The sequence below is a fragment of the Streptomyces sp. NPDC058665 genome (assembly GCF_042714995.1).
Classification (GTDB): Bacteria; Actinomycetota; Actinomycetes; order Streptomycetales; family Streptomycetaceae; genus Streptomyces.
In genome coordinates, this window is sequence record NZ_JBHXRX010000016.1 from 137,081 (window position 1) to 145,682 (window position 8,602).

Annotated in this window: 6 protein-coding genes and 1 pseudogene; 5 read left to right on the forward strand and 2 right to left on the reverse strand. The window is 70.2% G+C overall.

Features of this window, described 5'->3' with window-relative positions; genetic code table 11:
* Window positions 1-27: 27 nt before the first annotated feature.
* From ilvN to serA, 3 genes are all read left to right on the forward strand, one after another.
* Window positions 28-555: an acetolactate synthase small subunit gene (gene ilvN / locus ACFWV8_RS13205; RefSeq protein WP_078074922.1), complete on the forward strand. Its 528-nt coding sequence runs from the start codon at window positions 28-30 to the stop codon at window positions 553-555.
* A gap of 127 nt (window positions 556-682) precedes the next feature.
* Complete coding sequence (ilvC, locus tag ACFWV8_RS13210; RefSeq protein WP_384200507.1) at window positions 683-1,684, forward strand: ketol-acid reductoisomerase; 1,002 nt, start codon at window positions 683-685, stop codon at window positions 1,682-1,684.
* A 268-nt stretch (window positions 1,685-1,952) separates the two neighbouring features.
* Window positions 1,953-3,557: a phosphoglycerate dehydrogenase gene (gene serA, locus ACFWV8_RS13215; RefSeq protein ID WP_329381118.1), complete on the forward strand. Its 1,605-nt coding sequence runs from the start codon at window positions 1,953-1,955 to the stop codon at window positions 3,555-3,557.
* Between the two features lie 143 nt (window positions 3,558-3,700).
* Here the strand turns inward: serA and ACFWV8_RS13220 are convergent, their stop codons facing one another.
* Window positions 3,701-4,912 carry a PucR family transcriptional regulator gene (locus tag ACFWV8_RS13220; protein WP_384200509.1) on the reverse strand — a complete coding sequence of 404 codons (1,212 nt, stop codon included), beginning with the start codon at window positions 4,910-4,912 and terminating at the stop codon, window positions 3,701-3,703.
* A 175-nt stretch (window positions 4,913-5,087) separates the two neighbouring features.
* Here ACFWV8_RS13220 and ACFWV8_RS13225 point away from each other — a divergent pair, with 175 nt between their 5' ends.
* Together ACFWV8_RS13225 and pruA are read left to right on the forward strand one after the other, a co-directional pair.
* Window positions 5,088-6,014, forward strand: coding sequence for a proline dehydrogenase family protein (locus ACFWV8_RS13225; RefSeq protein WP_384200510.1), 927 nt, complete (start codon window positions 5,088-5,090; stop codon window positions 6,012-6,014).
* Between the two features lie 67 nt (window positions 6,015-6,081).
* The gene (pruA, locus tag ACFWV8_RS13230) at window positions 6,082-7,713 is read left to right on the forward strand and encodes an L-glutamate gamma-semialdehyde dehydrogenase (protein WP_329381113.1); all 1,632 of its coding nucleotides are present in this window, start codon (window positions 6,082-6,084) and stop codon (window positions 7,711-7,713) included.
* Between the two features lie 276 nt (window positions 7,714-7,989).
* On the opposite strand, the pseudogene ACFWV8_RS13235 reads toward pruA, so the two are convergent.
* Window positions 7,990-8,602 (reverse strand): annotated as a pseudogene (locus tag ACFWV8_RS13235) (1-acyl-sn-glycerol-3-phosphate acyltransferase); the annotation flags it as partial.

An 8,602-nucleotide genomic window follows, 5' to 3' on the forward strand; every position in this document is an offset into this window, starting at 1 on the left:
CCGAGAGCGAGAGAAAGAACGACGAAAATGTCTTCCAAGCACACCCTCTCCGTCCTGGTGGAGAACACCCCCGGCATCCTCGCCAGGATCGCCGCCCTGTTCTCCCGGCGCGGCTTCAACATCGACTCACTCGCGGTGGGCGTCACCGAGCACCCCGACATCTCCCGCATCACCATCGTGGTCAATGTCGAGGACCTGCCGCTCGAACAGGTCACCAAACAGCTCAACAAGCTGATCAACGTCTTGAAGATCGTCGAACTCGAGCCCGGCGCCGCGATCCAGCGCGAGCTCGTCCTGGTGAAGGTCCGCGCCGACAACGAGACCCGCTCCCAGATCGTCGAGATCGTGCAGCTCTTCCGCGCCAAGACGGTGGACGTCTCACCCGAGGCCGTCACCATCGAGGCCACCGGATCGAGTGACAAGCTCGACGCCATGCTGAAGATGCTGGAGCAGTTCGGCATCAAGGAACTCGTCCAGTCCGGCACGATCGCCATAGGGCGCGGCGCACGGTCCATCACGGACCGCAGCCTGCGGGCGCTCGACCGCAGCGCGTAGCCCGCCTCCTCGGAGCCGTACGGCGTCCCGGTTCGTATGCCGAGACCGTGAGACTCCCTTTACCCGCCCCGCCGTACGGTGGGGCCCACACAGCGACACCCAGTTTGCACACCAAGGAGAAGACCCAGTGGCCGAGCTGTTCTACGACGACGATGCCGACCTGTCCATCATCCAGAGCCGCAAGGTCGCGGTCATCGGCTACGGCAGCCAGGGCCACGCCCACGCGCTGTCGCTCCGTGACTCGGGTGTCGACGTCCGGGTCGGCCTGCACGAGGGTTCGAAGTCCAAGGTGAAGGCCGAGGAGCAGGGCCTGCGCGTGGTCACGCCCGCCGAGGCGGCCGACGAGGCCGACGTCATCATGATCCTGGTGCCGGACCCGATCCAGGCGCAGGTGTACGAGGAGTCCATCAAGGACAATCTGAAGGACGGCGACGCGCTGTTCTTCGGCCACGGCCTCAACATCCGCTTCGGCTTCATCAAGCCGCCCGCGGGTGTCGACGTCGCGATGGTCGCCCCGAAGGGCCCCGGCCACCTGGTCCGTCGGCAGTACGAGGAAGGCCGCGGCGTGCCGTGTATCGCGGCCGTCGAGCAGGACGCCACCGGCAAGGGCTTCGAGCTGGCCCTCAGCTACGCGAAGGGCATCGGCGGCACCCGCGCCGGCGTCATCAAGACGACCTTCAGCGAGGAGGCCGAGACCGACCTCTTCGGTGAGCAGGTCGTTCTCTGCGGCGGTACGTCCGCGCTGGTCAAGGCGGGCTTCGAGACGCTGGTCGAGGCCGGCTACCAGCCGGAGATCGCGTACTTCGAGTGTCTCCACGAGCTCAAGCTGATCGTGGACCTGATGTACGAGGGCGGCCTGGACAAGATGCGCTGGTCGGTCTCCGAGACCGCCGAGTGGGGCGACTACGTCAGCGGCCCGCGCATCATCACGGACCAGACCAAGGCCGAGATGAAGAAGATCCTGGCCGAGATCCAGGACGGTACGTTCGCCAACAACTGGATGGACGAGTACCACGGCGGTCTGAAGAAGTACAACGAGTACAAGAAGGCCGACAGCGACTCGCTGCTGGAGAGCACGGGCCGTGAGCTGCGCAAGCTCATGAGCTGGGTCGACAACGACGACGCCTGAGCCGTCCCGGCGCCGGGCCCGTACGCCGGGTCCGGCACCGGACGGGCCCCGTCGGTAAGCGCTTGCGGCGGGTCCGGCCACGTACGGGTGATCCGCCCGCCCGGACGGGAAACCCCCGCCCAGGACAGCACTACACTGCAGAACACATACGCGTCAGGCCCACAACGTCGTGCGTCTTCCACGCGATCAGGCCCGGACCAGGGCCTGGCACCCTCCGCCGCCTGCGGCCGTCGGGACGGCCGTCCGCAATGGACCTGTGAGGACCCACGTGAGCTCGCGTTCCAATGAAAAGCCGGTTGTACTCATCGCCGAAGAGCTGTCGCCCGCCACCGTCGACGCGCTCGGTCCGGACTTCGAGATCCGCCACTGCAACGGCGCCGACCGCGCCGAACTGCTGCCCGCCATCGCCGACGTGGACGCCATCCTCGTCCGCTCCGCGACCAAGGTCGACGCCGAGGCCGTGGCCGCGGCGAAGAAGCTGAAGGTCGTCGCGCGCGCCGGTGTCGGCCTCGACAACGTCGACGTCTCCGCCGCCACCAAGGCCGGCGTCATGGTCGTCAACGCGCCCACATCGAACATCGTCACCGCCGCCGAGCTGGCGTGCGGTCTGCTGGTCGCCACGGCGCGCAACATCCCGCAGGCCAACTCCGCCCTGAAGAACGGCGAGTGGAAGCGCAGCAAGTACACGGGCGTCGAGCTGAGCGAGAAGACGCTCGGCGTCGTCGGCCTCGGCCGCATCGGTGTTCTCGTCGCGCAGCGCATGTCGGCGTTCGGCATGAAGATCGTCGCGTACGACCCGTACGTACAGCCCGCGCGGGCCGCGCAGATGGGCGTCAAGCTGCTCTCGCTGGACGAGCTTCTTGAGGTGTCGGACTTCATCACCGTCCACCTGCCCAAGACCCCCGAGACCCTCGGGCTGATCGGCGACGAGGCGCTCCACAAGGTCAAGCCGACGGTGCGGATCGTCAACGCCGCGCGCGGCGGGATCGTGGACGAGGAGGCGCTGGCCTCCGCGCTCAAGGAGGGCCGCGTCGCCGGCGCCGGTCTGGACGTGTACGCGAAGGAGCCCTGCACGGACTCCCCGCTCTTCCAGTTCGACCAGGTCGTCTGCACCCCGCACCTCGGCGCTTCGACGGACGAGGCGCAGGAGAAGGCGGGTGTGTCGGTCGCCAGGTCGGTGCGGCTCGCGCTCGCCGGTGAGCTGGTGCCCGACGCGGTCAACGTCCAGGGAGGGGTCATCGCCGAGGACGTACGGCCGGGTCTGCCGCTGGCCGAGAAGCTGGGCCGGATCTTCACCGCGCTGGCGGGCGAGGTCGCCGTACGGCTCGATGTCGAGGTCTACGGCGAGATCACGCAGCACGACGTGAAGGTGCTCGAACTGTCCGCGCTGAAGGGCGTGTTCGAGGATGTCGTCGACGAGACGGTGTCGTATGTGAACGCGCCGCTGTTCGCGCAGGAGCGCGGCGTCGAGGTGCGTCTCACGACGTCGAGCGAGTCGCCCGACCACCGCAACGTGGTCACCGTACGGGGCACGCTCTCGGGCGGCGAGGAGGTGTCGGTCTCCGGCACGCTCGCCGGTCCGAAGCACCTGCAGAAGATCGTCGCGATCGGTGAGTACGACGTGGACGTGTCCCTGGCCGAGCACATGGTCGTCATGCGGTACGAGGATCGTCCCGGCGTCGTCGGCACCGTCGGCCGGATTCTCGGCGAGGCGGGGCTGAACATCGCGGGGATGCAGGTCTCGCGCGCGGAGGAGGGCGGCGAGGCGCTGGTCGTCCTGTCCGTCGACGACACCGTGCCGCCGGCCGTGCTGGCGGAGATCTCCGACGAGATCGGCGCGAACTCGGCGCGCTCGGTGGATCTGACCGACTGATCCGGCTGATCCGACGGCTGCGAGGCCGGACGGTTCGACGTGGTGCGGGGCCCGGGATTCTTCCCGGGCCCCGCACCGTTTCCCGTCCCATGCGTCGGTGGCCAACTCCCGCACCGGCGCAGCCTCGTTGGGAGAGCCCGCGATCAGGATCTGAGCCGTGCGGATTTCAGCGCCATGTGCAGCAGCAGCCGGTCCTCGCCGTCGGCCAGGTCGAGCCCCGTGAGTTTCTCGACGCGCGACAGCCGGTAGTAGAGCGTCTGGCGGTGGATGCCGAGCTTCAAGGCCGTACGGCCCGCCTGGCCCGCGCAGTCGAGATAGACCTCCGCCGTGTGCGTCAGCTCCGTGTTCGCGGGCGTCAGCAGCGGGCGTACCGCAGGGTCGATGCCCGGCGGGAGCGACGTCAGCAGCCGGAACGGGCCGATCTCCGACCACTGTGCCACCGCGCCGAACCGCGGCTGCGCCGCCGACGCGTGGGCCGCGGCGACCGCCTCGTGCCAGGCGTCGGGCAGTTCGGCCAGGCCACGGCGCGGCGTCGCCGCCCCGGCGGCGGCCCCGGGGCCCGCGATGTCGCGCAGGTGGGCCGTGGCCGCGAGCGTGGGTGCCAGGGTGTCGGGCGACCGGAGCCGTACGAGCACGGCGAGCGCCCGGGGCACCTCGCCGGCGCCGCGCCCCGGCGAGGCGCCGTCCGGACCGGACGCCGGCGGGTCCGCCCGGTCCGGCGGGCCGGGCAGCTCTGGCAGCGTGCACAGCGCCGCGGTCCCCGGCACGGCGCGCACCGCCGGGTCCGCGCCCGCCCACGGCGCGACACACACCACCATGTGCGGCCCGTCCGCCCCCGGCCCCAGCGCCGTACGCAGCGCCTCCACGGCCATGTCGCGCTGCCACCCGCGCTCCGCGGTCAGTACGGCGCGGAACTCACGCGCCAGGTCGGCGCCCGCCTTCACCTCCTCGGCGAGCAGCGCCCCGATCCGCCCCGTCACCTCCATGGCCGCCGCCAAACGGTCGTCCGTGGGACCTCTGCCGGTGTCGTCGAGCAGCCATACGTAACCGAGCACCGTGCCCCGGTGCCGTACGGGCAGACAGATCCGCCCCCGGAACACCCCGGCGTCCGGCGCGGCCGGGATCCGGACGGGGCCGGTCGCGCGGGTGATGCCGAACCCCTCGAACCAGGCGCGCACCGCCGGGGTGGACTTCCGTGTCAGGATCGAACGCGTCCTGACGGGGTCCATCACGCCCTCGTCCTCGCTGTCGTGCACCCCGAAGGCGATCAGCCCGAAATCCCTGTTCTCCAGGGTCAGCGGCATGCCGAGCAGCGCCGAGATCTCGTCGACCAGCTCCTGGTAATCGTCCTTCACCCGGACATTCTCGCACCGCTTTCAGACATATGTCTGAGATCCCGGCCACGGATGCGTGACAGCTGTCGATGGCAGAGGACCGGACCGGTCCCTAGATTTCGAAGTGGTTCTCCGTGCCGTCGCCGGGCGTTCGCGCCCCGTACGGCCTGCTCTGTCTCTTCCGTGGAGGTGCCCCGTGCTGGGTCCCGTGATTCTCGCCGCGTCGCGCAGCGACCTCATGCGGCGTGTCGTCTCGGCCGCGCCGGTCACCAGGCCCGTGGTGGACCGCTTCATCGCCGGCGAGACCGTCGACGGTACGACGCCGGTCATCCAGGACATGGCCGACAGCGGCCTCGAAGTCACCATGGACGTCCTCGGGGAGGACATCACCGACCGGTCGGCGGCGCTGCACGCCCGTGACGCCTATCTGAAGCTGATCGAGGCCCTCGCGCCGCTGGGGCTCGGCGCCCGCGCCGAGATGTCGGTGAAGCTCTCCTCCTTCGGACAGGCCCTGCGCGGCGGCCACGACCTGGCGCTCGGCAACATCACCACCGTCGTCGAGGCCGCCACCGAGATCGGCACCACCGTTACGCTGGACATGGAGGACCACACCACCGTCGACTCGACGCTCGCCATCCACCGGACGCTGCGGGAGCGCTTCCCGGAGACCGGCGCCGTCGTCCAGTCGTACCTCTTCCGTACGGAGGACGACTGCCGGACCCTCGCCGCGTCGGGAGCGCGCGTACGGCTCGTCAAGGGCGCCTACAAGGAACCCGCGCGGGTCGCGCACCAGGACAAGGGCGAGGTCGACAAGGCGTACGTGCGGTGCCTCAAGACCCTGATGGCGGGCGAGGGCTACCCGATGGTCGGGTCCCACGACCCGCGCCTCATCGCGATCGCCCAGGAGCTCGCCGTACGGGCCGGACGCAAGCTCGACGCGTACGAGTTCCAGATGCTCTACGGCATCCGTGAGGCCGAGCAGCGCCGCCTGGCGGCCGAGGGCCACCGGGTGCGCGTCTACATCGCGTACGGCACCGACTGGTACGGCTACTTCATGCGCCGGCTGGCCGAACGCCCAGCGAACCTCGGCTTCTTCCTGCGTTCGCTCGCCACACGCGGCTGACGCGCCGCCCCGCCCCTCCCCGACCGCAGCCCGTAAACCGTCTACTGATCAAGGAGATGCGGCCCTCATGGACGCTGTGACCCAGGTCCCCACGCCGGTCAACGAGCCGGTGCACGGCTACGCCCCCGGCTCCCCGGAGCGCGCCCGCCTCGAAGCCAGGCTCAAGGAGCTGGCCGACCACCCCGTCGACCTGCCGATGACCATCGGCGGCGAGAAGCGGATGGGCGGCGGCGAGCGCTTCGACGTCGTGCAGCCGCACAACCACCAGGCCGTCCTCGGTACGTACGGCAACGCCACCGAGCAGGACGCCCAGGACGCCGTGGACGCCGCGCTGGCCGCCGCCCCCGGCTGGCGCGCGATGGCCTTCGACGACCGTGCCGCGATCATCCTGCGCGCCGCCGAGCTGCTGTCCGGCCCGTGGCGCGAGACGCTGGCCGCCTCGACCATGCTGGGCCAGTCGAAGACCATCCAGCAGGCGGAGATCGACACCCCCTGCGAGCTGATCGACTTCTGGCGCTTCAACGTCGCGTACGCGCGCGGCATCCTCGCCGAGCAGCCCGTGGCCAACTCCACCGGCGTGTGGAACCGACTCGACCACCGGCCGCTCGAAGGCTTCGTCTACGCGATCACACCCTTCAACTTCACCGCCATCGCCGGAAACCTGCCGACGGCGCCCGCGCTCATGGGCAACGTCGTCGTGTGGAAGCCGTCGCCGACGCAGACGCACGCCGCCGTGCTGCTGATGCGTCTTCTTGAAGAGGCGGGGCTGCCCAAGGGCGTCATCAACCTGGTGACCGGTGACGGGCTGGCCGTGTCCGAGGTGGCGCTCAACCACCCCGAGCTGGCGGGGATCCACTTCACCGGCTCCACCAAGACCTTCCAGCACCTGTGGAAGACGGTGGGCGGCAACATCGAGAAGTACCGGTCCTACCCGCGCATCGTCGGCGAGACCGGCGGCAAGGACTTCGTCGTCGCCCACCCGAGCGCCGACCGCGGTGTCCTCAAGACGGCGCTGACGCGGGGCTCGTTCGAGTACCAGGGCCAGAAGTGCTCGGCGTCCTCGCGCGCGTACGTCCCGGCCTCGATCTGGAACGACGGCTTCAAGGAGGAGTTCGCGGCGGAGGTCGACGCCATCGCCATGGGCGACGTCACCGACCTGTCCAACTTCATCGGCGCCGTCATCGACGAGCGGGCCTTCGCGAAGAACAAGGCCGCCATCGACCGCGCCGCCGCCGACCCGACGTGCACGATCGTCGCCGGCGGTACGTACGACGACTCCGTCGGCTACTTCGTCCGCCCCACGGTCATCGCCTGCACCGACCCGGCCAACGAGGTCTTCACGACGGAGTACTTCGGCCCCATCCTCGCCGTGCACGTCTACGAGGACGCGGAGTACGAGGCCATGCTGGCGCAGATGGAGTCCGTATCGGCGTACGCGCTGACCGGCTCCGTCATCGCCGGTGACCGCGCTGCCGCGGCCGACGCGATGGCCAAACTCCGCTACGCGGCGGGCAACTTCTACATCAACGACAAGTCGACCGGCGCCGTGGTCGGCCAGCAGCCCTTCGGCGGCGGCCGTGCCTCCGGCACCAACGACAAGGCGGGCGCCCCGCAGAACCTGATGCGGTGGACGCTGACGCGTTCGATCAAGGAATCGCTCGTGTCCCCGACGGACTACCGCTACCCGCACATGGGCTGAGTCCTGGGCCGTCCCGGCCTAGGGCCTCTCTTTCGGATCTTGCCGGGCTCGCGAGCCCTGGCACGCACACTCGCCGCGTTGTCGTCGGTCGGCATGGCTCCGCCATGACTCCCTCCTCCGCCTTGCGACCGCACGCACCAGACCCCGCTCCCTCTTCCGGCCTGATCCAAAAGAGAGGCCCTGGGCCCCGCCCCCGTAATCCCCGCCCCCGTGCCGGCCCCAACCCGGTACGGGGGCGGTGTCTTCTCCGCACGGAGGCGCGGGCGCGGCGGACGCTCAGCTCCAGCCGGCCACGATCAGTGACAGCCCGGCCGCGAAGCCGATACCGAGCAGGGCGACGTATGCGCCGTAGTGGCGGCGGAAACGGCGCAGCAGGAGACCGAGGGCGGCGAAGGCGGCGCCGACCGTCAGCGTCCGGGAGCCGCGCGCCTTCGCGGACTCCGTGAGCCAGTCGGCCGCCGGCACGCCGGCCCGGCCCGCCTCGGCGGCGCACACCTTGAACGGGATGCCGTTCCACGTCTGGTGGCGTACGGCGTGAGCCGACTCGACCGCCAGCTCCTGGCGTACCTCCGCCCGCATCGGGTCCGTCGTCAGCGGAGCGGGCAACTGGAGCCCCGTGTTCGCGAGTTGAAGCGCCAGCAGCCCGCCGGCCAGGCTTCCCGCGAGCGCGGCGAAGGAGAGCCGCGGTGCGGCGCGGGGGACGGCGACGCACGCGACACCCAGCAGCAGTTCGGGCATCAGCGGCCAGCTCAGCGCCTCCGCGCAGGCCCAGACGAAGGCCAGCAGCAGACCTCGGTCCTGTCCGGCGGATCTTCGCGGGCCCGGAACGCCTGGCACGGCACCTCGCCGCGTTGCCGAAGTGCCCACAGGAAACCACCCTGCGGGCACT